23 protein-coding genes and 6 tRNA genes are annotated in these 21,527 nt (G+C 67.3%); 22 read left to right on the forward strand and 7 right to left on the reverse strand.

Translation table 11 applies throughout. The features are described 5' to 3' along the window. Positions 1–35: 35 nt before the first annotated feature. A tRNA-Cys gene (locus tag OZ403_RS15535) sits at positions 36–107 on the reverse strand. Between the two features lie 158 nt (positions 108–265). Here OZ403_RS15535 and OZ403_RS15540 point away from each other — a divergent pair. From OZ403_RS15540 to fdxA, 4 genes are all read left to right on the forward strand, one after another. Beyond that, on the forward strand, positions 266–1,417 hold the full coding sequence (locus OZ403_RS15540) for an acyl-CoA dehydrogenase family protein (RefSeq protein ID WP_268784525.1): 1,152 nt from the start codon (positions 266–268) through the stop codon (positions 1,415–1,417). Positions 1,418–1,535: 118 nt separating this feature from the next. Further along, positions 1,536–1,889 carry a rhodanese-like domain-containing protein gene (locus tag OZ403_RS15545; RefSeq protein WP_174260648.1) on the forward strand — a complete coding sequence of 118 codons (354 nt, stop codon included), beginning with the start codon at positions 1,536–1,538 and terminating at the stop codon, positions 1,887–1,889. A gap of 82 nt (positions 1,890–1,971) precedes the next feature. Beyond that, positions 1,972–3,060, forward strand: a complete 1,089-nt coding sequence (gene asd, locus OZ403_RS15550; RefSeq protein WP_140798219.1) for an aspartate-semialdehyde dehydrogenase — start codon at positions 1,972–1,974, stop codon at positions 3,058–3,060. A 111-nt stretch (positions 3,061–3,171) separates the two neighbouring features. Further along, positions 3,172–3,507 (forward strand): ferredoxin FdxA, encoded by a 336-nt coding sequence (gene fdxA / locus OZ403_RS15555; RefSeq protein WP_011553106.1) that lies wholly within the window; start codon positions 3,172–3,174, stop codon positions 3,505–3,507. 75 nt (positions 3,508–3,582) lie between these two features. Here the strand turns inward: fdxA and OZ403_RS15560 are convergent, their stop codons facing one another. Both OZ403_RS15560 and OZ403_RS15565 read right to left on the reverse strand, forming a co-directional pair. Then, complete coding sequence (locus OZ403_RS15560; protein WP_268784526.1) at positions 3,583–4,371, reverse strand: hypothetical protein; 789 nt, start codon at positions 4,369–4,371, stop codon at positions 3,583–3,585. Positions 4,372–4,501: 130 nt separating this feature from the next. Then, positions 4,502–5,551, reverse strand: a complete 1,050-nt coding sequence (locus tag OZ403_RS15565) for a hypothetical protein (RefSeq protein ID WP_174258782.1) — start codon at positions 5,549–5,551, stop codon at positions 4,502–4,504. 148 nt (positions 5,552–5,699) lie between these two features. Between OZ403_RS15565 and OZ403_RS15570 the strand changes: the two genes are divergently transcribed. Further along, positions 5,700–6,176, forward strand: a complete 477-nt coding sequence (locus tag OZ403_RS15570) for a GNAT family N-acetyltransferase (protein ID WP_140790762.1) — start codon at positions 5,700–5,702, stop codon at positions 6,174–6,176. A 7-nt stretch (positions 6,177–6,183) separates the two neighbouring features. Here OZ403_RS15570 and hrpB read toward each other — a convergent pair whose 3' ends face one another. The 4 genes from hrpB to OZ403_RS15590 form a co-directional block, all read right to left on the reverse strand. After that, positions 6,184–8,748, reverse strand: coding sequence for an ATP-dependent helicase HrpB (hrpB, locus tag OZ403_RS15575; RefSeq protein WP_140854381.1), 2,565 nt, complete (start codon positions 8,746–8,748; stop codon positions 6,184–6,186). A 13-nt stretch (positions 8,749–8,761) separates the two neighbouring features. Beyond that, positions 8,762–10,147, reverse strand: coding sequence for a hypothetical protein (locus OZ403_RS15580; protein WP_268784527.1), 1,386 nt, complete (start codon positions 10,145–10,147; stop codon positions 8,762–8,764). A 71-nt stretch (positions 10,148–10,218) separates the two neighbouring features. Then, entirely contained in the window at positions 10,219–10,923 is a 705-nt protein-coding gene (locus tag OZ403_RS15585; RefSeq protein WP_140854383.1) for an HAD family hydrolase, read from the reverse strand. A 53-nt stretch (positions 10,924–10,976) separates the two neighbouring features. Then, complete coding sequence (locus OZ403_RS15590; protein ID WP_268784528.1) at positions 10,977–11,510, reverse strand: HEAT repeat domain-containing protein; 534 nt, start codon at positions 11,508–11,510, stop codon at positions 10,977–10,979. A gap of 209 nt (positions 11,511–11,719) precedes the next feature. On the opposite strand from OZ403_RS15590, the gene OZ403_RS15595 reads away from it, so the two are divergent. The 17 genes from OZ403_RS15595 (at position 11,720) to rplJ (ending at position 21,483) form a co-directional block, all read left to right on the forward strand. Then, on the forward strand, positions 11,720–12,112 hold the full coding sequence (locus OZ403_RS15595; protein ID WP_140790772.1) for a DsrE family protein: 393 nt from the start codon (positions 11,720–11,722) through the stop codon (positions 12,110–12,112). 218 nt (positions 12,113–12,330) lie between these two features. After that, positions 12,331–13,581 carry an adventurous gliding motility lipoprotein CglB gene (cglB, locus tag OZ403_RS15600; RefSeq protein WP_268784529.1) on the forward strand — a complete coding sequence of 417 codons (1,251 nt, stop codon included), beginning with the start codon at positions 12,331–12,333 and terminating at the stop codon, positions 13,579–13,581. Between the two features lie 81 nt (positions 13,582–13,662). Continuing rightward, the gene (locus OZ403_RS15605) at positions 13,663–14,664 is read left to right on the forward strand and encodes an ATP-grasp domain-containing protein (protein ID WP_268784530.1); all 1,002 of its coding nucleotides are present in this window, start codon (positions 13,663–13,665) and stop codon (positions 14,662–14,664) included. Between the two features lie 62 nt (positions 14,665–14,726). Next, complete coding sequence (locus tag OZ403_RS15610; RefSeq protein WP_140790777.1) at positions 14,727–15,176, forward strand: hypothetical protein; 450 nt, start codon at positions 14,727–14,729, stop codon at positions 15,174–15,176. A gap of 6 nt (positions 15,177–15,182) precedes the next feature. Then, a complete protein-coding gene (rlmB, locus tag OZ403_RS15615) occupies positions 15,183–16,028 on the forward strand; it encodes a 23S rRNA (guanosine(2251)-2'-O)-methyltransferase RlmB (protein ID WP_140790778.1) in 846 nt (281 codons plus the stop codon). Positions 16,029–16,160: 132 nt separating this feature from the next. Beyond that, positions 16,161–16,233 (forward strand) — tRNA-Thr (locus tag OZ403_RS15620). 59 nt (positions 16,234–16,292) lie between these two features. Continuing rightward, positions 16,293–16,376 (forward strand) — tRNA-Tyr (locus tag OZ403_RS15625). 10 nt (positions 16,377–16,386) lie between these two features. Next, positions 16,387–16,462 (forward strand) — tRNA-Gly (locus OZ403_RS15630). 25 nt (positions 16,463–16,487) lie between these two features. Next, positions 16,488–16,563 (forward strand) — tRNA-Thr (locus tag OZ403_RS15635). Between the two features lie 19 nt (positions 16,564–16,582). Beyond that, positions 16,583–17,773: an elongation factor Tu gene (gene tuf / locus OZ403_RS15640; RefSeq protein ID WP_140790779.1), complete on the forward strand. Its 1,191-nt coding sequence runs from the start codon at positions 16,583–16,585 to the stop codon at positions 17,771–17,773. 99 nt (positions 17,774–17,872) lie between these two features. Then, positions 17,873–18,037, forward strand: a complete 165-nt coding sequence (rpmG, locus tag OZ403_RS15645; RefSeq protein ID WP_011553120.1) for a 50S ribosomal protein L33 — start codon at positions 17,873–17,875, stop codon at positions 18,035–18,037. 23 nt (positions 18,038–18,060) lie between these two features. Beyond that, positions 18,061–18,136, forward strand: a tRNA-Trp gene (locus tag OZ403_RS15650). Between the two features lie 100 nt (positions 18,137–18,236). Beyond that, on the forward strand, positions 18,237–18,680 hold the full coding sequence (gene secE, locus OZ403_RS15655) for a preprotein translocase subunit SecE (RefSeq protein WP_140790781.1): 444 nt from the start codon (positions 18,237–18,239) through the stop codon (positions 18,678–18,680). Beyond that, positions 18,680–19,222, forward strand: a complete 543-nt coding sequence (gene nusG / locus OZ403_RS15660) for a transcription termination/antitermination protein NusG (protein WP_090494984.1) — start codon at positions 18,680–18,682, stop codon at positions 19,220–19,222. Before secE ends, nusG begins: the two co-directional genes overlap by 1 nt. 146 nt (positions 19,223–19,368) lie before the next feature. Beyond that, positions 19,369–19,815, forward strand: coding sequence for a 50S ribosomal protein L11 (rplK, locus tag OZ403_RS15665; protein ID WP_140790783.1), 447 nt, complete (start codon positions 19,369–19,371; stop codon positions 19,813–19,815). Between the two features lie 36 nt (positions 19,816–19,851). Next, positions 19,852–20,565 (forward strand): 50S ribosomal protein L1, encoded by a 714-nt coding sequence (gene rplA, locus OZ403_RS15670; RefSeq protein ID WP_140790785.1) that lies wholly within the window; start codon positions 19,852–19,854, stop codon positions 20,563–20,565. A gap of 396 nt (positions 20,566–20,961) precedes the next feature. Next, positions 20,962–21,483, forward strand: a complete 522-nt coding sequence (gene rplJ / locus OZ403_RS15675) for a 50S ribosomal protein L10 (protein WP_140790787.1) — start codon at positions 20,962–20,964, stop codon at positions 21,481–21,483. The last annotated feature ends 44 nt before the right edge of the window (positions 21,484–21,527 follow it).

Genomic DNA, 21,527 nt, shown 5'->3' on the forward strand with positions numbered 1-21,527 from the left:
GCGGAGTGACTTCCGCACCGGGCCTTGTGTCTTTGAGGCGCCACCCGGATTCGAACCGGGGAATGAAGGTTTTGCAGACCTTTGCCTTACCACTTGGCTATGGCGCCGAGAGGATGGGGTCGGCTTTATACGCAGCCCGCCACCACGCGGTCAAGGATGCAACAGCTGCCTGCTGTGCATGCGTCCCGTTACCATGCCGTTACCAGAAGGTTCCACCCCGGGTGCGCGTGCGTACGGGCACCCGAAAGGACGAGGTGCTCGAAAGATGCTTCACGGCCAAGGGCTGTACCTGGAAGAGCATGACGCGTTTCGTCGCACCGTACGTGCGGTGGTGGAGAAGGAGATTCTTCCCTTCGTGAAGGAGTGGGAGGCCCGGGAGGCGTTCCCCCGGGAGCTCTTCACCCGCTTTGGCGAGCTGGGCTTCCTCGGCCTGAAGTATCCGGTGGAGTACGGGGGCTCGGCGGCGGGGGAGCTGTATGAGGCGGTGCTGCTGGAGGAGTTGGGGCGCTGCGGCTCGGGCGGTGTGTCCGCGGGGCTGGGGGCCCAGTTCACCATCTCCACGGGGCCCATCCATCAGTTCGGCACGGACGCGCAGAAGCACCGCTGGCTGGCCCCCGCCATCCGGGGCGAGAAGATTGGCGCGCTGGGCATCACCGAACCGGACGCGGGCTCGGACGTGGCGGGGCTGCGCACCACCGCTCGGCGCGAGGGCGACAGCTACGTCCTCAACGGCTCAAAGACGTACATCACCAACGGCGTGCGCGCGGACTTCGTGGTGCTGGCGGTGAAGACGGATCCGTCCGCGGGTCACAAGGGCCTGTCCATGGTGGTGGTGGAGAAGGGCACGCCGGGCTTCTCCGTGGGGCGCAAGCTGGACAAGCTTGGCTGGCGCGCCTCGGACACCGCGGAGCTGTACTTCGAGGACTGCCGCGTGCCCGCGGAGAACCTGCTCGGTGTGGAAGGGCAGGGCTTCGCGCAGATCATGGGCAACTTCCAGTGGGAGCGTCTGTCGCTCGCGTTGGGCGCGGTGGGAGCCATGGAGGACATGCTGGAGACGGTGCTGGCGCACGTGAAGTCACGGCGTGCCTTCGGCCAGTCGCTCCATCAGTTCCAGGTGGTGCGCCACAAGCTGGCGGAGCTCTTCACCGCGCGCGAGTCGGCGCGTCAGCTCACCTACCACGCGCTGCGCCTGCACGTGGCTGGCGAGTGGGCGGTGGCGCAGACGTCCATGGCGAAGAAGGTGGCCACCGAGACGTGTTGCCGCGTGGCGGATGAGTGCCTCCAGCTCCATGGCGGCGCGGGCTACATGATGGAGTACGACATCCAGCGCCACTGGCGTGACGCGCGGCTGGGGCCCATCGGCGGTGGCACCAGTGAGGTGATGAACGAAATCATCGCCAAGCAGCTCGGCCTGTAGGGCGGGGGCGCGGTGCGGCACGGCGCCCCGCCTGTCACGTGGAGGGCAGGCGGGGAGGCGGCGTGGGAAGAGGCCCTTGGCGCTCCGGGTTACCCGAAGAGACCCCGCGGAGGGCACCGTGGAGCCCATCATCGTCTGTGCCGAGCTTTACATGCGTCTGGGGGACGACGAAGTGCTCGTCCTCGACTGTCGCGACGCTGCCGATTGGGAGCGTTATGACCTGCACATCCCAGGGGCCTTGCGGATGACGTCCGCTGAAATCGCCCGCGACCACCACATGCTCCCGGATGACGAACTCATCGTCTTGTGTGGTTGCTCGCCGGACGGAAGGGACACGCGCCGTGTCTGTCGGCTGCTCCGGATGAAGGGCCGCGAGGCCGTCTGTCTCGACGGCGGACTGCTCGCGTGGGTCACAGGTGGCTTCCCCACGGAGCGGCACACCCGGGCGCCCGTCGCCGCGATGCACCGCTGAGCGCCTGGGTGGATGCGGTGCGTCGTCAAACGGTGTTATGGAGCGGGCGACATCCTCCTCAGGAGACTGGAGAAACGCCCCCATGGCCAGGCTTCGCGCGGCCCTCATCGGTGCCACTGGACTCGCCGGACAGCAATTCATCGCCGCCCTCAAGAATCACCCCTCCATCGAGCTGACGGGCCTCGCGGCCTCGCCTCGCTCGGCGGGCAAGACGTATGCGGAGGCGCTGAAAACGGCGAGTGGCATGACGGCCTGGTTCGTCCCGGAGCCGCTGCCCGCCGAGCTTGCCGGCATGAAGGTGGTGGCCGGTGACGCGCTCGAGGCCAAGGATTACGACCTGGTCTTCTCCGCCGTGGAGGCGGACGTGGCGCGCGAGTTGGAGCCTCGGCTGGCGAAGGACATCCCCGTCTTCTCCGCCGCCAGCGCGTTCCGATACGAAGAAGACGTCCCGTTGCTGATTCCCCCCGTCAACGCCGCGCACGCGCCCCTCATCCGGGAGCAGCAGCGCCGCCGTGGCTGGAAGGGCTTCATCGTCCCCATCCCCAACTGCACCACCACGGGCCTGGCGGTGACGCTGGCGCCGCTGGTGGAGCGCTTCGGGGTGAAGGCGGTGCTGATGACCAGCCTGCAGGCCATGTCCGGCGCTGGCCGCTCGCCGGGCGTCATCGGCATGGACATCCTCGACAACGTCATCCCCTACATCCCCAAGGAGGAGCACAAGGTCGAGGTGGAGACGAAGAAGATTCTCGGCGCGCTGCGTCCAGCGGGTGACGGCCTCACGCCGCATGACGTTCGGGTGTCCTGCACCTGCACCCGCGTGGCAGTGATGGAGGGCCACACCGAGTCCGTCTTCGTCTCATTGGACAAGAAGGCCACTGTGGCCGAAGTGACCCAGGCCCTGCGGGAGTGGAAGGGCGCCGAGCTGGCTCGGAACCTGCCGTCCGCCGCGCCGCGCTGGATTGAAGTGCTGGACGATCCCTTCCGACCCCAGCCCCGTTTGGACCGGGACACGCATGGCGGTATGGCCACCACCGTCGGACGCATCCGTGAGGATGGCGTCCTGGAGAACGGCTTCAAGTACGTGCTGGTGTCGCACAACACCAAGATGGGAGCCGCGCGAGGCGCCATCCTCGTGGCCGAGCTGCTGTTGGCCCAGGGCTTGTTGGGCTGAGCCCCGCTACCGGCGAAGGGGTGGCACAGATTCAGGGTGCCATCGTCAGCTCGAACCACTACTCTGCGCGCCCACGGACGCGCCTGGTTTCAACCGAGAGGAGACTTTTCAATGGCCTACGTCGTTGCCGACCCTTGCATCAAGTGCAAGTACACCGACTGTGTCGAGGTGTGCCCGGTCAACTGCTTTTACGAGGGTGCCAACTTCCTGGTCATCCACCCGGATGAGTGTATCGACTGCGGAGCTTGCGAGCCGGTGTGCCCCACCAAGGCCATCTTCCCGGAGACGGAGCTCCCGGAGCAGTGGAAGGAATACAAGGCGCTGAACGCCGACCTGTCCACCAAGTGGCCCAACATCGCGGAGAAGAAGTCCGCGCTGCCCGAGGCCGAGGAGTTCAAGTCGAAGGACGGCAAGCGCTCCCTGCTGGATCCGGCGCCGGGCTCGTAGCCCACACGGACCGTCGCGTGTCCCGGAAGGCCCTTTCGCCCAACGGCGAGAGGGCCTTCTCCGTTGCGGGTGGGACTACTCCGCGCGCAGGGAGCTCAGCTTCAACCCGCGCGATTCCAGGGCGTCGCGCAGCCGGCTCAGGTCTTCGGCCGCCACAGGGCGGTGCCGGCCCTGGATGCGCAGCGACACTTCGCGCGGGCCCGTGCGTTCGACCTCCACCGTGGCGTCCAGGTGTCCGCGCAGGCTCATGCTGAGCGCGGGCCGCTGGGACTTCACGAACACCTCGATGCGCTCGATGAGCGCCATCGCGGCCTCGGCGCGTGCGGCGGGGTTCACTTCCTCGGCGGGAGCGCGCGCGCCTCCCGCGCTCGCCGTCACGGCCGTGACGCTCTCCGAGCCAATCGGCTCCTGGAGAGGCCTCTTTTCATCCGGAGGCGGTGGCCCGGGAGCCGGCCGTGCTTCGGGCTGAACTGGAAGGGCGGGGCGCAGGTCCTTCGACAGCTCGCGGGCGATGAGGTCATGGAGCCGGTGTTCGGTGCGCTCCTGGCCCAGGGCCTGGGACTCGCTCCGGACGGTGCCCAGCCGCTGGACTTCGACATTCATCGCCTGCCGCTTGAGTCCCAGGCTCTCGGGGCTGGAGACAGCGCCGCGCTGTGCGGTGAGCACGGCCCCCGCGGCCCGGGCCAGCAGGGTGGGCGTGGGGCCCGTGCGCGCGGCGTTTCGGGGGCTTAGTCCCAAGCGTTGGGGCCTGGGTGGGGTGCTGCGTGCGTCCGCTTCGTCGAGCGCATTCTTGAAGCGCTCTCCGTCGGCGGATGACTTCGTCTGTCCGGAGCCGTTGGTGGGCTCGCGACTGTCGACCTTCATGGCATCCCTCGTGCGGTGGGCGCGGGGAGCAGAGCAGGGGGCGTGCCAGCCCCGGTGCTAGAAGAGCCTCAGTCCGTCCCCCCGGAAGCGGTACCGCCGGGTGGATGGGCGTCCAGACGTGGGATGCGCGTCAGCGTTGCGTACCGAAGGCGCCGGGCTGAATGGGCGCAAATCCGGTCAGGTCGTTGACGGCCAGGGGGCACGAGGCCACGGCGGCCGGGTCCGCCAGGGAGGGCGTCTTCGTCCAGTCCCGCTCGGGGAAGATCAGGGCGTCGCGCAGCTCGATGGACGTCAGGCCCTTCTTGTACTCCCAGAAACGGCCTCGCACGAGGACGCGGGAGCCCTTGAGCAGCTTGTTGAGGTCCGCGTACTGCGTGTCCTGCAGCTTCGCGGAGATCTCCACGCGCGGGCGCTTGGGCGCCTTGCCGAAGTTGAACTCGAAGCGCTCCGTCGTCGGCGCTTCGGGCTCCACCCACAACAGCCGGGCCAGCATGTACGGGGCTTCCGGCTCCTCGTCCTTCTTCAAGCGCTTCTTCTTCGGCTTCTCGAGCTTGAGGTCCACCAGCTCCAGCGCGCCGAAGGCAACCTCGTGGTCCAGGTAGTTCTCGCGGAAGAGGGCCTCGGCGGTGGACGCGCCCACGGAGGTGGCACGCTGGACTTCCTGGGCATAGCGCTCCCGCAGGGCGGGCAGGGTGACCAGGAAGCTGTCCAGGGGCTGCACACCGTTGGCGAGGAAGCGAAGCCTCCCCATGTCGATGGCCGGGTAGTAGGGCGCCAGGGCCTGCGCCGTCACCAGCCACTCCTGGGGCAGCTTCCGGTCGATGAGCACGCGCCGCACCATGGCGACGAGGAAGGCGTTGCCGGGAAAGCGCTGGTTGACGAGCTGGGTGTTGAGGGCGTTGACCAGCACCGGGTCCAGCATGAAGTTTTCGTCACGCTTGTGCAGCAGCACACCGGTTTCACCCATCAGGGTCAGCATGGCCCCGAGCACCTGTGCGCAGCCGGCATCCTGAGTGCCCTGCTTGAGCCCCTGGTTCAGCTTCGACCGGGCGAAGCGCTTGTCCAGGTCCTCCTCGCGGAAGACGGGGGCCTGACCATTGCCGAAGAACAGCTCTGGCTGGGCGGTGGCGGGCATGGCCGACAGGGCCAGGGCGAGTGCGAGCATTCGGTTGAAGCGCATGGCGCCTTGCAGCCTACCACGGCGCACGGACCCGCCGTGCGGCCCGACAGTGGCGGCAGGCAGGCGGGGCACAGGGCGCAACCCCGGCGTGCCACGGTGCTTTTTCCGCCTGTTGACCTCGCGGGCTTTTGTGTACCTTGCCCGCGACATGGCCTCTCCCACGGATACTTCCGCGCCCGTCACCATCACTCAGATTCAGAGTGAGGCGGAGCTCATGCAGGCGCTCGCCATCCGCGAGGTGGTGTTCATCGAGGAACAGGCGGTTCCCGAAGGCATCGAGCGCGACGCCGAGGACGCGCACGCCTATCACGTCATCGCCAACCAGGGCGGCCACGCCATTGGTACGGGTCGGCTGGTGATGTTGACGCAGCCTCCGGCCAACCAGGAAGGCACGTGGGGCCAGATTGGCCGCATGGCCGTCCTCCAGGCGCACCGCAAGGCGCGCGTGGGCTCCATGTTGCTGACGTCCCTTGAGGCAGAGGCGCGTCGGCGTGGCGTCAACGGCATCATGCTGCACGCCCAGCTCTACGCGCTGGAGTTCTACAAGAAGCACGGCTACCAGCCGGTCGGCGGCGTCTTCGAGGAAGCCGGCATGGAGCACCTGGAGATGCACAAGCGCTTCTGATGTCGCCTCAACGGCGCGGTGGCCGGGGGGCTGGCGGCTGAGCATGCCGCGGGTCCTCGGGCCATGAGTGCCGGGGGTACTTGCGGCACAGCTCCTTGCGGATTGCGGGGTAGTGCCGCTCCCAGAATCCCGCGAGGTCGGTCGTCACCTGAACCGCGCGCATGTTCGGCGCCAGCAGGTGCAGCACCAATGGGACGCGACCCGCGCAGACGTTGGGCCCCTGCGCCATACCGAAGAAGTCCTGGAGTCGCGACTCGACCCAGGGCGGCTTGCCGGGCTCGTAGTGGACCTTGACGCCGCGGCCTCCGGGCAGCGTCACCCGTTCCGGCGCATGCGTGGCCAGCAACCGCTGCTGCTCTGAGTTGAGCCGTGCGTAGAGCGCGTCCAGCAGGGACACCCCTTCCAGGTCCTTGAAGCTGCGCGCGTCCGAGCACAGCGACGCCAGCGCATCGCGCAGGAAGGTGTCATCGACGGTGGGGAACTTCGCCTCGGGGAAGGCCCCGGCCAGCAGGGCCACACGGGTGCGCCACTGCTCCAGGGCCTCCGGGTCCGCGAACTTACCAGGCCCCGCGGCCAGCGCGGCTTCCACGAGCACGCGCGCGGTGGCCTCCGAGGCGGGCGCGGGCGTGCGGGTCTCCTCCAGGACGAGGTTGCCGTAGGACAGGCGGGTGAGCCGCTCCACACGCCGGGCCTCAGCGTTCCACTGGAGGGTGTCCACCTCTTCCAGCGTGTCCGGGTAGAGGTCGAGCAGCCATTCCGGCTCCACGGCGCTGGCGAGCCGAACCATGGCACCCTTGCCGGGGCGTTCCTCGGCGTCGGCGGCCACCATGAGGTCGGCGTCCTGGACCACGCTCACGTCTGACAGCGTGGCCGTCCCGCCTCCGAACATCAGCAGCTCGGGCGCACGGGGCCGGCGCCGCCGGGCGACGCGGTCGGGGTAGCCGGCGAGCACGCTGAGCATCAGCGCTTGCTCCACGTCCTCGGGCCGCTGGGGCCGGGCGCCTTGGCCACGCACCGCGCGCCGCAGCTGCTTCTGGACCCGGTCCACGGACTGCACGGCGCCGGCCTCCAGGGAGAGGGAGTGCATGCGGCCCGACGCGAAGTTCGCGCGCTCGGCTTCGCGGAAGCGCTCGAACAGCTCCAGCAGGTCGGACGGCCCGCTGACGATGGCGGTCGGACGTCCTCCCTGGCCCAGGTTGGCGCGGGCCTCGCGGCGGATGTCGCGTTCGCCCATGAGGGCGGCGAGCACGGCGGCTTCGGCGCCCACGCCCCGGCGCTCACCCTCGACGATGATGCGCGCCTGCCGGGGGTGGACAGGGAAGCGCAGGAGCCGTTCGCCCACCTCCGTGACGGTGCCGGTGGGGTCGACCGCGCCCAGTCGGCGGAGCAGCGTCTCCGCGGCGTCCAGGGACGCGGCCGGGGGCGGCTCGAAGAAGGGGAAGGCGGCCAGGTCGGTGATGCCGGACGCGCGCAGGGAGAGGACGGTTTCGGCCAGGTCCGTGCGGCGAATCTCCGGGGCGTCCTGCTCCGGGCGGCCGTCGAAGTCGTGCTGGGTGTAGAGGCGCAGGCAGTGGCCCGCGCGCGTACGGCCCGCGCGGCCCGCGCGCTGGATGGCGGAGGCGCGGCTGACCTTGGACAGCTTGAGGGTGGGCAGGCCGGACCAGGGGGAGTGGGAGGCGACGCGCGCGAGCCCGGAGTCGATGACCACCGCCACGCCGTCGATGGTGACGGACGTCTCCGCGACGTTGGTGGAGAGGATGATCTTCCGCCGCGAGCTGCGCCGCACGGCGCGGTCCTGCTCAGCGGGGGACAGGTCGCCGTGGAGGGGGAGCACGTCGGCGCCGTGGCGTTCGGCGAACTCGGCGCATGCGTCGCGTGCGCGGCGGATTTCGCCGGCGCCGGGGAGGAAGACGAGCACGTCGCCATCCACGCCCTGGGTGAAGAGCCGCTTGATGCCGGAGAGCACCTGTTGGTCCAGATGGCGGTCATCGGGCGCGGGCAGGTACTCCACGCTTACATCGAAGCGTCGGCCCTCGGAGCGGAGCGAGGGACACCCGCCGAGGTAGGTCCGGATGGGCTCCGCCTCCAGCGTCGCGGACATGACGACGACCTTGAGGTCGGGGCGCGCCGTCTCCTGAAGGCGCCGCAGCAGGGCAAGGGAGATGTCCGCGGACAGGTGCCGCTCGTGGAATTCGTCGAGCACGACGATGCCCACGTCGCGAAGCTTCGGGTCGGAGAGCAACCGGCGGCCGAGCACGCCCTCGGTGACGAAGGACAGCCGCGTCTTCGCGCTGCGCACGTCCTCGAAGCGGACTTGGTAGCCCACGGACTCGCCCACGCGTTCGCCCAGTTCCTCGGACACGCGCTGTGCGGCGAGCCGCGTGGGAAGCCGGCGTGGCTGGAGGACGATGATTTCCTTCCCTTGACCGAGTCCGGCCTCCAGGAGCGCGCGAGGCACGCGCGTGGTCTTTCCCGCTCCAGGAGGTGCTTCCAGGACGAGCGACCGCGCGCCCCGCAGCGTGGAGACGATGTCCGGCAACAGGGGATCGATGGGAAGCGCGACGTCCGCCATGGCCCGGTGTCCTTTAAGGCGTGTCCGCGTCGGGAGTCGGTGGGGCGGACTGCGAGGAAGCCTTCTTCTTCCGGATGCGAGGCGCCTGTGCCTCACCCGAGGCCGGAGGTTCGGTGGCCTCGGCCGCGGCAGGCTCCGCTGCATCGGCCTTCTTGCGACCCCGTCGCGCGCCGCGTGGCGCGGTGGCCTCGGCGGTCGCCGCGGGCTGGCTGTCGTTCGTCACCGCTCCATCCGTGGCCTTGGGGGCCGCATCGTCCATGTCGGCCCGGGCCGCATCTTCCAAGGCGCCCTTGCCCGCGAGTTCCGCGCCCTCGGGAGCCGCCTCCGGTTGGGCAACAGCGCCATCGTGCGACTCAGAAGAGGTGCTCGCGGAGGCCACGCCGGTTTCTGCCGTAGAGGGCGAGCCCCCGTCCTTCAGCTCGGGGCCACCGACCGCGCCCGAGTCGCCACCGTTGTCCGAGCGCTGTGCGCCCGAGTCCTGGAGCGCCTCCGGGCTGGCTGCGCTGGCGGACGTATCACCACCCGGGGCGGCACTCTCCGTCGCCGTGTCGCCACGAGCCGCCGAAGGCGCCACGGAAGCAGGGCTGGAGATGTCGCCCCCTGCATCCAGGGCCGCGACCTCGGCGAGTTCGGCTTCGGTGGGCTCCATGGAGTCCGTCGGCTCATCGAAGCCACCCATCGCGTCGTCAGAGAGCGACAGTCCCCGTCCCGCGCGGCGCTTGGGTTTGAGGTTCAGCCCGGCGGCCTCGTAGACGGTGGGGGCGGGCACGAGCGCGGCTTCGGCCAGCAGGCGTGCCTGTCGCAGAGACTGCTCGAGCTTCCGGCCCAGCGACACGAGCTCCTCGCGAAGAAGGCTCTCCTGTTCCAGCGTCAGCGGCGACGGCTCATGGCTGGAGCGCCACGCGGTGTGGGCGCTCAGCACCTGCTCCATGACGGGCCGCACGAGCGCGAAGTCATCCCGGGCGAAGATGCGCGTCACATAAGCGCTCTTCGTGCGCCGCTCGTAGGACGTCGCGTACTCGAGGACGGCCTCGCGGGGGGCTCTCCGCAGCTGCGGGAACTTCAGATGAGGGAAGAGGGCCTCGATGACGGGCGCGCGGCTGCTGGCGGTGAAGGTGATGCCGGCGAGCAGCTTCTCCAGCACGTCCACCCACAGGCCCTGCTGGTGGAACGCATACTCCTCGCGAGCCTCTTCCAGCTCGGGCAGGTCCTTCACGCGGTCGAGCACGCCCTCGGTGGGCGCGCGCGCGGTGCGCACCAGTTCCAGGGCGGTGGTCAGCCAGCCCTTTTCGGCGTCGAGGCCGGGCCGGCCGGTGAGCATTTCCCCCGCCGTGGCGAGGCGGGCCTCGAAGGCTTCGGCGAAGCGGATGAGCTCGTACGATTCGAGCGTGGACGACATGCGGCGGCTCCTCGGAAGGGCGGCGGGAGATAGCACACCCGGCGCCGAGCACCGAGCGGTCGGGCAGGGCCTCAGCGCCCGCCGAGCAGAATCTCCAGGGCCTGGGGATGCGAGAAGTCAGGGAAGGCGACCGTGGCCCCTGCGTCGAGGAGGGCCTGCACGGAGAAGGTCCCAGTCCCCACGCCGATGCACTCGGCGCCGACGCCCTGGGCCGCATGGACGTCCTTGGGCGTATCGCCGATGACGACGACCCGGCATTCCTCCACGGGGACGCCCAGCTTCGCGGCGCCGGCCTTGGCGCCGCAGCGAATCAGCTCGGTGCGGTCCTCGTTGTCGCAGCCGAAGCCGCCGAAGTCGAACTGGTCGTAGATGCTCACGCGCTCCAGCTTCACGCGGGCGCCCTCACGGACGTTGCCCGTGCCCAGTCCCACCGCGAACCCGGACCGCGACCGGGCTTCCTTCACGGCCTCGCGCATGCCCGGAAAGACGCGGTAGCGCTGGTCATCCACCTTGTGGACCTCTTCAGCGAGGTGGGCGACGTAGGCGTCGATGACCGCGTCGATGGCCGCAGCCGAGTCCTCCACGCCGATGATGCGCATCGCCTTGCGGGCGATGGCCCGGTCGGTCATGCCGGACATCGGAAACGAGTCGCACGCGTCCCGCCGCCCGTGCAGCTTCTCGAATGCAGCTTCCATGGAGCGGCGCCCTGCGCCGCCAGTGGTGACCAGGGTTCCATCGATATCGAAGAGGAGGACGGTGGGACGCATGGCCTCCATCTAATGGAAGCCCCGGGCCGACGCGAGCCCGGAGTCAGGCGGACCGCGTTCCCTCAGGGCTCGACGAGCGTGAGTCCACGCTGGAGTGCCTCGCGGACCAGGGCGCGCTCCTCTATGGGGAGTCGGTCCTCCAGCGCCTGCCGGGCCTGCTGCCCACCCAGGCGTCCGAGCGCCACGGCCACGGCTTCCCGGACCAGTGACTCCGGGTCCTGCAGCCGGGTGATGAGCGTGGGGATGGCATCCAGCCCCAGACACCGGCGAAGGGCGTCCGCCGCGCTGGCCCGCACCACGGCTGGGGCCTTCTCGTCTTCGAGCACATCGCGGATGGTCACCGCGCCGCCTGACGGATCCACCAGCGCTAAGGAGGACACGGCGAGCGTCCGCCGCGCGGTAGGGGTGCCCTTGTCCACGACGAGCGCCGACAGGACAGGCGCCGCTCCCGGCCCCAGGCGCTTCCATGCGTCATCTGATGGGGCGCCAGTCCGCGTCGTCGCATCGAGAAGTGCGACCACCTGGGCATGGACGTCGGCGCCAGGCGAAGGCGCGCTGGTGACGAGGGCAGGCTCCGAACTGGCGGAAGCACCCATGCGGGCCAGTCCTCCGGACCCCGCGAGCAAGAAGCCTCCGAGCACCACGGGGCGCCAGGCGAGATGGCGGAGGGACCACGAGGAAACGGCGCCAGGACGTGGGGGGAGGGTGGTCGCCATGGGGGCTTCCCGGACAGAAGAGGGACGTTTCCAATTTATACGTCATTGGTGCCGCGACGGGATGCGAAGGCCGTTATGGTCGGCGCGTCATGGCCGGACGGGTCCTCTTCTTCCTTCAGCACGCCACGTACGAGCCGGCCTTCCAGGCCGCCACCATGGGAATCACCGCCGCCGCCATGGGCGACGAGGTGTACTTCGTCTTCGCTTTCGATGCGCTGCGCCAGCTCGTGGGTGGCGCCTACGGCCAGCCGTCGAGCGAGCGCGAGCACGAGGAGTTCACGCGCGCGGAGTCACTCGGGGTATTGGCGCCGCCGCACATGCTGGCGGAAGCGCGCACGCTGGGCGCTAGGCTGATCGCCTGTGACACCACAGTCCGCATTTGCGGTTACGAACCGGAGTCGCTGGAGGGCACCCTGGATGAAGTGATGGGGATGGCCTCGATTTGGCGACTGACTGCGGGTGCACGGGTGCTCACCCTGTAGTCGGTGGGCTTTGGCCCTACGTGCGCCGCTCTAGGCCGCCCAGGTATCGCTCTGGCTGTAACGTCGCAGTGGCATCCAAACGGCCAGGAATCAGTCCGCCGATGCTGTAGCGCCCGACGGGAATGACGCGATAACCTGTGGCCACGCCGTACCCCTTTGGAGAACCCGGCCGCGCGGGAAGTCCCGCGTCCCCCAGTAGCAGAAGGAATTCATTGCCTATGCGCTCCAAGCTGCCCCTCCTGAGTGCACTCTCCGTCGGTGCCTTCGTCCTGGCCTGTCAGACGTACGACTTCGAGCCGGTGGAGCCGCTGGCCATCGCGCAGACGACGAAGGAGGAGGTCATCAACGCCCGTCGGAGCAAGCCCAACATCATGTTGTTGGTGGATACCTCCGGGTCCATGACGTACCCGGTGAATCCGTCGCCTGCCTGCGACGTGGAGTTCCAAGGGAACATGGTTCCCTGTGGTGGCGAGGCGACGTGCAACGTCGATGTCTGCCCCACGCGTTGGACCGCGCTGCAGTCGGTTGTTCCGCAGTTCCTTGAGAACAGCGGTCGTTTCGTTCGTTTCGCGCTGACGACGTATCCCGAGACGCGGGGAGGACAGTCGATTCCGGATCTGTGTCGTGCCGCCACTGCTGGAGCCCTGCTCAAGACGCTGCCTGAGCAGGAAGACGACGATTCACTGCTGGTGCATGCCAATGAGATCAACACCCTGCTGCAGGGCATTCCCAATGGTGGAGCGGGCCGGCCTCTTGGCGGTACGCCGACAAGTGGAAGTCTGAACTTCGTGGGAGGGCTTGAGGGGCTCCAGGACACCAACCGGCAGAACTTCGTCATCCTCCTGACGGACGGTTTGCCGAACTGCAACGAGGGGAACCCCAACAGCGGTGCAAACACCGAGTTGTGCAAGTGCACCATCGAGAACAACCAGTGCCAGAGTGGCTACCTCCACCGTGGATGCCTGGACTCCGATGCCTCCGTGACTGCTGTGCGGGAACTTCGTGAGAAGGGCATTAAGACCATCGTCATTGGCTTCGGCGCGGAGACGGCGGTGGGGGATGGGCCGGCAGCGCTGGAAGCGATGGCGCGCGCTGGCGGCTTCGAGCGGACGTGCAATGCGGAGCGCCCATGTGGCGAGGGCGACACGTGCAACCCGACCACGGGTCTGTGCAACCGCTCCTTCTTCCAGGCCGGAAACCAGGCTGAGCTTGCGCGCGCGCTGGAGGACATCAGCCGGGCGGTCGTCCTCATTGAGCCTTGCCTGATTCCACTGGAAGGCCCCCAGCGCCCGACCGACCCCAAGCTGCTCGTGGTCTATGTGGAAGGCGAGCGGACCCCCTCGAGCGATAGTACGTGGACGCTGGAGGACCGCGGTGTGCTCTTCACGGGGCAGACCTGCGAGCGCATCCTCAATTCCACCCCGGAGGCGCCCGTGAAGATTGAAGTGCGGGCCATCCGTCAGCGCTAGTCCAGCGGTTCGCGGGGCGGCTTTACCCGACGAGGGGCGGGGATTATAGGTCCCTCTCTCCCCGGAACGGCCGCCCCGCTCATGAAAGCCACGATCCTCTCGCGCTCCGCTTCCATCCCGTCCACTCGGCGACTTGTCGAGGTGGCGCGCGCAAGAGGGCACCGGGTGCGGGTCCTCAACCCACTCCGCGTGCAGATGCACCTCGATGGGCGCAGCGCCACGCTCTACTACGGCCGCAAGAAGCTGGCGCCCACGGACGTCGTCCTCCCTCGCATCGCCCAGTCCATCAGCAACTATGGCTTGGCCGTGGTGAATCAGTTCGGCCTGGCGCGGGTCTCGCTCGTCAACCACGCGCAGGCCATCGCGCAGTCGCGCAACAAGATGCGCTCGCTGCAACTGCTCTCGGCGCACGGCATCGATATTCCGTCGACGGTAATGGCGCGCGACGCGGCTCACCTCAAGGAGATGGTGGGCTTGCTGGGCGGCGTGCCCGTCCTCGTCAAACTGCTGCAGGGGCAGGAGAAGCACGGCGTCATGGTGTGCGAGAGCCTCCAGTCGCTGGAGGCCGCGCTCGAGGCCGTCCTGGGGCTGGGGCACAATCTCGTGATGCAGGAGTACGTGAAGAGCACGGGCATCGACGTCCGTGTGCTCGTCGTGGGGGGACAAGCTGTGGCCGCGGTTCGTCGCCGCCCGCGCCCGGGGCGCTTGGCGCACACCCTGATCAAGGGGGCTCGGCTGGAGGCGCACGAACTGTCACCGGCCCAGCGAGCCACCGCGGAAAAGGCCACCCGGCTCATCGGGCTCGAAGTGGCGGCGGTGGACTTGCTCGACGTGCAGGGCCAACCCAAGGTCTTCGAGGTGAACAGCTCCCCCGCGCTTCCTGAAATGGAGGCGGTGACGGGCGTGGACCTGGCCTCGCTCATCATCATCCGCGCGGAAGCGCTCGTGGCGGGGGCGCCGCCCGTGTCCGTGCCGGACTTGTCGCCTCCGTCGGCCCTGCCCGCGTCATCTGAGCCCGCTCAGCTCCCCGTGGACCGGAAGGGCACGGGCCGCCGCGCCAGGACCGGCGAAGGCGGCGCGTGAAGAGAAAGACGGCCCCCGCCGTCTCAAGCGTGATACGCACCCCTCGCTTCTAGGAGACGCCCATGCTTCATCGCCGACGCCTTTCCTCCCTCGCCGCTCTGCTGGCGGCAGTGACCTGCTCCGCGCCCGTACTGGCCGCGGATGTGGATCCGGCCTCGCTGTATGAGGTCTCCACCGAAGGGACCTCGAGCCAGGTCAAGGCGGGGGAGAAGGGGACCTTTGTCCTCGCCATCAAGACGAAGGCGGGTGCCCATGTCTCCGACGAGGCACCGTTGAAGCTTGAGGTGAAGGGGAGTCAGCTGACCCCGGCCAAGGAGAAGCTGGTCCTGGCGGACTCCGTGGCGAAGAAGGCCGAGGGGCAGGCCTTCGCGGACCCCCGCTTCGAGGTCCCCTTCACGACGGCCGCCGCGGGCAAAGGCTCCGTGGACGCGAAGCTCGTCTTCTTCATCTGCACGGAGAAGCTCTGCGCACGTCAGCAGAAGACCTTCTCCCTTCCTGTCGAGGTCCTCTGAGTCCCCATGCGTGAGCGTTCTTCCAAGGGCGGCCGCGGTGAGCGCGGGAGCGAAGAATCCCCCCAGCGCGCCAGCCGGGGCGAGCGGGGAGGCGGCGAAGCCTCCCGTTTCGTCTACGGGGTGAATCCAGTCCTGGCGGCCCTTCGGGCCCGGCCGGACGAGGTGGAGCGCTTGTTCCTGGTGGAGGGGCAGCTCGGCGCCCGAGCGGCGGGAGAGCTACTCAGCCGGGCTCGCGAGTTCGGCATTCGCGTGGAGAAGGTGACGCGCGAGCGCCTGGGCGCGCTGGCGGAGGGCGGCGTTCACCAGGGCGTGGTGGTGGAGCTTCGAGGCTTCAAGTACGCGGAGCTGGAGGACCTTCTGGAGGCCGCGAAGGCCCAGGGACAGCCTCCGCTGGTGGTCGTGCTGGACGGAATCCAGGACCCGCACAACCTGGGAGCCATCATCCGCTCCGCGGATGCACTGGGGGCTCATGGCGTGGTGATTGCCAAGGACCGGGCGGTGCAGGTGACGGGCACCGTGGCCAAGGCGTCCGCCGGGGCCGTGGAGCACAGCCGCATCGCGCGGGTGGTGAACATCTCCCGGGCCCTGGAGGAACTGAAGGAAGCCGGCCTGTGGGTCGCCGCGGCGGACGTCGACGCCAAGGAGCCCATGTGGAGTGCCCGGTTGGATGGGCCGTTGGCGCTCGTCGTGGGGGCCGAGGGGGCAGGCGTCCGGGACGGAGTGCTCAAGCACTGCGACTTCCGCCTCCGGATTCCGATGGCGGGTCAGGTCGGTTCATTGAATGCGTCCGTTTCGGCCGGCATTCTGCTATACGAGGTCGCCCGCCAGCGGGGCACCGTCTCCGGCCGGTAGTTGAAGTTTGGGATCAATCTCCTTGACTTGGGCGAACGGGAATTCTAGAAGGGCGCCCCTCTCAGGGCGGTGACGGGTGGTTGACGGAGTCGCTGGGGCGGGGTAGGGCGGCAGTCGCAGTACCGGATGAGTGCCGGTGTAGCTCAGCTGGTAGAGCAACTGATTTGTAATCAGTAGGTCGCGGGTTCAAATCCCGCCGCCGGCCAGGTAGGACGGGGCCGCGGATGAGGGCCCGGGATGTGGTAGTAGGACAAGTGAATATCTGGAGGGATACCCAAGCGGCCAAAGGGAGCAGACTGTAAATCTGCCGGCTCTACGCCTTCGATGGTTCGAATCCATCTCCCTCCACTCGGCAATTGCGGGAATAGCTCAGTTGGTAGAGCGTCAGCCTTCCAAGCTGAATGTCGTGGGTTCGAATCCCATTTCCCGCTCCAAATGTTGTAGTCACAGCATCGCCAAGCCCTGATAGCTCAGTTGGCAGAGCGCATCCTTGGTAAGGATGAGGTCACCAGTTCAATCCTGGTTCAGGGCTCCATTTATTTTTGAGGAGTGTCATGGCCAAGGAGAAGTTCGAGCGTAACAAGCCCCACGTGAACATCGGCACGATCGGACACGTGGACCACGGCAAGACGTCGCTGACGGCCGCCATCACCAAGGTGCTGGCGAAGACGGGCGGCGCCACGTTTCTGGCGTACGATCTGATTGACAAGGCGCCGGAGGAGCGTGAGCGCGGTATCACGATCTCCACCTCGCACGTGGAATATCAGACGGCGAGCCGGCACTATGCCCACGTCGACTGTCCGGGCCACGCCGACTACGTGAAGAACATGATCACGGGCGCGGCGCAGATGGACGGCGCCATCCTGGTGGTGTCGGCGGCGGACGGCCCGATGCCGCAGACCCGTGAGCACATCCTGCTGGCGCGCCAGGTCGGTGTTCCGTACATCGTGGTCTTCCTGAACAAGGTGGACATGCTGGACGACCCCGAGCTGCGCGAGCTCGTGGAGATGGAAGTCCGCGACCTGCTGAAGAAGTACGAGTTCCCTGGCGACGACATCCCCATCGTCCCGGGCTCGGCGCTCAAGGCGCTCGAGGGTGACACCAGCGACATCGGCGAGCCGGCCATCCTGAAGCTGATGGAGGCGGTGGACAGCTACATTCCGACGCCGCAGCGCGCGACGGACAAGCCCTTCCTGATGCCGGTGGAGGACGTGTTCTCCATCTCCGGCCGCGGCACGGTGGCCACGGGCCGCGTCGAGCGCGGTATCATCAAGGTCGGCGAGGAAGTGGAAGTCGTCGGTCTGCGGCCGACGCAGAAGACGGTTGTCACGGGCGTGGAGATGTTCCGCAAGCTGCTGGACATGGGCATGGCGGGCGACAACATCGGCGCGCTGGTGCGCGGACTGAAGCGCGAGGACATGGAGCGCGGTCAGGTGCTGGCCAAGCCGGGCAGCATCACCCCGCACACCAAGTTCAAGGCGCAGATCTACGTGCTCTCGAAGGAAGAGGGTGGTCGTCACACCCCGTTCTTCAAGGGGTACCGGCCGCAGTTCTACTTCCGCACCACGGACGTGACGGGCACGGTGAAGCTGCCGGAGAACGTCGAAATGGTGATGCCGGGCGACAACATTGCCATCGAGGTGGACCTCATCACCCCTGTGGCCATGGAGAAGGAGCTGCGCTTCGCTGTTCGCGAGGGTGGCCGCACCGTGGGCGCTGGCGTCGTGGCGGAAGTCATCGAGTAATGCCGGGTCGGCCGCAAGGCCGCCGGGCTCACTGTCCCGATTCCGAGGGGAGGGCTGCGTTGTGGTAGCCTTCCCTTCTCGTATCTGGTGAGGTAGGTCATGCCGAAGGGCAATCGTTCCATCATTTCGCTCGAGTGCACTGTGTGCAAGGAGCGGAACTACACGACCACGAAGAACAAGCGGAAGAGCCAGGACAAGCTTGAGCTGAGCAAGTTCTGTCCTCGTTGCCGCAAGCACCAGGACCACAAGGAAGGTAAGGTCTAGGTCGGTAGTTCAGGGAAGGTTCTAGGCCAGTAGCTCCAACGGTAGAGCAGCGGTCTCCAAATCCGCGTGTTGGGGGTTCGAATCCCTCCTGGCCTGCCAACTCTCAGTAGTCGCGGGGCCCCCGGTACCTGGAGGTGCCGGGGGTTCCTGTGTTTTCGCAGTTCCGCGAATTCGCATCCGCAGTACCTCGTGAGGCACCATGGCGACGGCATCAGAGGCCAGCCAGCAGGCTAACCGCTCGGCGATGGATCCGAAGCGGCTCGTGGTCATCTTCTATCTTCTCGTCGGCATCGTCCTGGCCCTCTTCCTGGAGCGCCTGCTCGGGTTGCTGTGGGCGAGGTTCAGCTGGAGCGACCCGGTCCTCATCGAGGGCTTGGACTGGAAGGTCTCCACCCTGGTGAGCTACGTGCTGTCCGTGGGATTGGCCGTGGGCGCGTACTTCCACCCGCGCACCCATGCGCTGTCCATCGACGTCGCTTCGGAGTTGATGAAGGTCACCTGGCCCACCTGGTCGGAGACCAAGGCGTCGACCATGGCCGTGGTCGTGGCGTCCCTGGTCGCCGCCGTCATCCTCTTCTGCATCGATACCGCCGCCTACAACCTGATGGTGGAGTGGCTGCCGGCCGTGTGGGGGAAGCTGTAATGGCGATGAAATGGTACGTGGTCCACACCTACTCGAACTTCGAGAACCAGGCGAAGAAGAGCCTGGAAGAGAAGGTTCGTCTGGAGGGCCTTCAGGACCAGTTCGGTGAAATCCTGATTCCGATGGAACAGGTCGTCGAAATGGTGAAGGGCGAGAAGAAGACCTCTCGCCGCAAGTTCTTCCCCGGCTACATCTTCGTGCAGATGGAGCTGAACGACCGGACGCTCCACCTGGTGAAGAACACGCCGAAGATCACCGGCTTTCCGGGAACGGCGCAGCACCAGAACCCGCTGCCCATCTCCGACCAGGAGGTTGCGCGGCTGACGTCCCAGATCTCCGAAGGCACGCTCAAGCCGAAGCCCAAGGTACAGTTCGACGACGGCGACACGGTGCGCGTCATCGACGGTCCGTTCGCCAACTTCAACGGCACCGTGGAAGAGGTCAACGCCGAGAAGGGCAGGGTGAAGGTGCTGGTCAGCATCTTCGGCCGCGCCACCCCGGTGGAGCTCGACTTCATGCAGGTGGAGAAGACCACCGGCTAGCAGTTGATGCCACGCCGTGCACCCCTGTATGGAGTGCGCGGCGTTCGCATTTCTGGTCCCCGTATCGGGGCCGGACTCATGGGTGGGAGGGCTTCCCCGTCTGGTAGCCCGCTCGCACCACCCACTCGAAAGGCAGTTGTCGTTCGATGAAGAAGATCACAGGTCAGGTCAAGCTGCAGATTCCCGCCGGTAAGGCGAACCCCGCTCCGCCGATCGGCCCCGCGCTCGGTCAGCAGGGCGTGAACATCATGGAGTTCTGCAAGCAGTTCAACGCGAAGACCCAGGCGGAAGCCAAGGAAGGTCTCATCATCCCGGTGGTCATCACCGTGTATGCGGACCGCTCCTTCACCTTCATCCTGAAGACCCCGCCCGCCGCCGTCCTCATCAAGAAGGCCGCGGGTCTCCACACGGAGAAGAAGAAGGGTTCGGGCGCGAAGAAGCCGGGCAAGGAGAAGGTCGGGCAGATCACCCGCGCTCAGCTCGAGGAAATCGCGAAGAAGAAGATCCAGGACACCACCGCCGCGTCGCTCGAGGCCTGCATGAACACCATTGCTGGCACCGCACGCTCCATGGGCATCGACGTCGTCGGCTAGGCCGCCGCGCACCCACTCACGACAAGGATTTCTGTCATGGCTAAGACTGGGAAGAAGTTCCGTGCGGCCGCCGCTCTGGTTGACCGCGATAAGCGCTACGCCATCGGCGAGGGCTTTCAGCTCCTGAAGAAGACGGTGGAGGCTCGCTCCACCAAGTACGACCAGACGGTCGACGTCTCCATCAACCTGGGCGTGGACCCGAAGCACGCGGACCAGATGGTCCGTGGCGCCGTGGTGCTCCCGCACGGCACCGGCGCCACCGTGCGCGTGGCCGTGTTCGCCAAGGGCGAGAAGGCCACCGACGCGACCAACGCCGGCGCGGACGTGGTCGGCGCCGAGGACCTCCAGAAGCGCATCGAGGAGGGCTTCCTCGACTTCGACACCGTCATCGCCACCCCGGACATGATGGGTGTCGTCGGTCGCCTCGGTAAGGTGCTCGGTCCCCGTGGCCTGATGCCGAACCCGAAGGTCGGCACGGTGACCATGGACGTCGCGAAGGCCATTCGTGACGCCAAGGGTGGTAAGGTCGACTTCCGCGCCGAGAAGGCCGGTATCGTCCACGCGAAGCTGGGCAAGTCCTCCTTCGAGGTGGAGAAGCTCGAGGCCAACTTCAACGCCCTGGTGGACCTGGTGATGAAGCTGAAGCCGGCCGCCGCGAAGGGTGTGTACCTCCAGGGGATCGCCATCTCGTCCTCCATGGGCCCGGGCATCAAGCTCGACACCACGGAGATCAAGGTGCGCCACGGCTAATCGCCGCCCGGACGCACGGACAGGGGGGCGCAGCCCTGGCTTCGGGTCAGGGTTGTCACCTGTCTGACGTCACAGGTTCGAAAGTTCTGGATCTTTGCTGAAGCCGGGGGTATAGGCCCCCGGCTTTTGCAATTGGGGCGCCACGTCGTGAGGCGCGGCGTCCCGACACCTGGTTCATGACAGCAGGGACCTGGGTGGAGAGGGTGCATGTTCCGTTGGCAGCCGGGCAACCGGCCGGACGGCACCTTCGACCCCTGGTTCAAACGACCGCAAGGTCAGCCCTGCCGAGACTGGAGGTGCGGTGTGGTGCCTCTCGAGGCTCCTCTCGCTCTGCCACTTTGGCCCAGGCATCACGCCCGTCCTGAAAAGGCGGGCCCAGTAAGGAGGTGAGTCAAAGTGCTGAAGAGCGAGAAGGAAGAGATGATCAAGGAGCTCCACGAGAAGTTCTCGAGGACGACCTCCGCCGTCGTCGCCGAGTTCACCAAGGTGGACGTGGAGACGGTGACCAAGCTCCGCAAGAAGTTCCGCGAGGGCAACGTCGAGTACAAGGTCATCAAGAACACGCTGGCGCGCCGTGCCGCGCAGGGCACGTCCGTGTCGGTCATCGCTGATGACTTCACGGGCCCCGTGGCCCTGTGCATCAGCTACGGCGACGTGGTGGCTCCCGCGAAGATCCTGGTCGAGTTCACGAAGGACATCGAGGACAAGATCAAGATCCGCACCGCCGTCGTCGAAGGCCGCAAGGTCGACGTCGCTGGCGTGAAGGCCCTGGCGAAGCTGCCGGGTCTGCCCGAGCTTCGCGCGCAGCTGCTGGGCGTCATCAGCCAGCCCGCGAGCAAGCTGGTTCGGACCATCGCGGCTCCGGGTTCGCAGCTCGCCCGAGTCGTCCAGGCCAACGCGGACAAGGCGCAGGGCTGAGAAGCCCTCATCTGTTCGAGAAGTTTTTCTACCGCAACCTCTCC

The organism is Myxococcus sp. NMCA1 (genome assembly GCF_026810205.1).
In the GTDB taxonomy this organism is placed as follows: domain Bacteria; phylum Myxococcota; class Myxococcia; order Myxococcales; family Myxococcaceae; genus Myxococcus; species Myxococcus xanthus_A.